Genomic DNA, 1190 nt, shown 5'->3' on the forward strand with positions numbered 1-1190 from the left:
GCGGATAGTACCGTGAGGGAATGGTGAAAAGTACCGCGGGAGCGGAGTGAAATAGTACCTGAAACCGTGTGCCTACAAGCCGTGGGAGCGTCGGATGCGCAGCTTGCTGTGTGTCTCGTGACTGCGTGCCTTTTGAAGAATGAGCCTGCGAGTTTGCGGTGTGTAGCGAGGTTAACCCGTGTGGGGTAGCCGTAGCGAAAGCGAGTCCGAATAGGGCGTCTGAGTTGCATGCCCAAGACCCGAAGCGGAGTGATCTAGCCATGGGCAGGTTGAAGCGGAGGTAAGACTTCGTGGAGGACCGAACCCACCAGGGTTGAAAACCTGGGGGATGACCTGTGGTTAGGGGTGAAAGGCCAATCAAACTCCGTGATAGCTGGTTCTCCCCGAAATGCATTTAGGTGCAGCGTCACGTGTTTCTTGCCGGAGGTAGAGCACTGGATAGGCGATGGGCCTCACCGGGTTACTGACCTTAGCCAAACTCCGAATGCCGGTAAGTGAGAGCGTGGCAGTGAGACTGTGGGGGATAAGCTCCATGGTCGAGAGGGAAACAGCCCAGAACACCGACTAAGGCCCCTAAGCGTGTGCTAAGTGGGAAAGGATGTGGAGTCGCAGAGACAACCAGGAGGTTGGCTTAGAAGCAGCCACCCTTGAAAGAGTGCGTAATAGCTCACTGGTCAAGTGATTCCGCGCCGACAATGTAGCGGGGCTCAAGTACACCGCCGAAGTCGTGTCATTGCAGCATATAGGGCCAACGCCTGCTGTGATGGGTAGGGGAGCGTCGTGTGCCGGGTGAAGCAGCGGAGGAATCCAGTTGTGGACGGTTCACGAGTGAGAATGCAGGCATGAGTAGCGATACAAGAGTGGGAAACTCTTGCGCCGATTGACCAAGGGTTCCTGGGTCAAGCTGATCTGCCCAGGGTAAGTCGGGACCTAAGGCGAGGCCGACAGGCGTAGTCGATGGACAACGGGTTGATATTCCCGTACCCGCTTTGAAGCGCCAACGTCGAACCTCTGAATGCTAAAGCCGCGAAGCCGGCCCGGAGTCTTCGGACAATGGGACGTGGTGGAGCCGCTGACCCAACAGGGTAGTAGGTGAGCGATGGGGTGACGCAGGAAGGTAGTCCAGCCCGGGCGGTGGTTGTCCCGGGGTAAGGGTGTAGGCCGAGTGATAGGCAAATCCGTCACTCATT

At 57.3% G+C, this 1190-nt stretch carries 1 rRNA gene; it reads left to right on the forward strand.

The features are described 5' to 3' along the window. Positions 1–1190 (forward strand): 23S ribosomal RNA (locus ABT118_RS32630); the annotation flags it as partial.

Source organism: Kitasatospora sp. NPDC002040, from assembly GCF_040296785.1.
In the GTDB taxonomy this organism is placed as follows: Bacteria; Actinomycetota; Actinomycetes; order Streptomycetales; family Streptomycetaceae; genus Kitasatospora.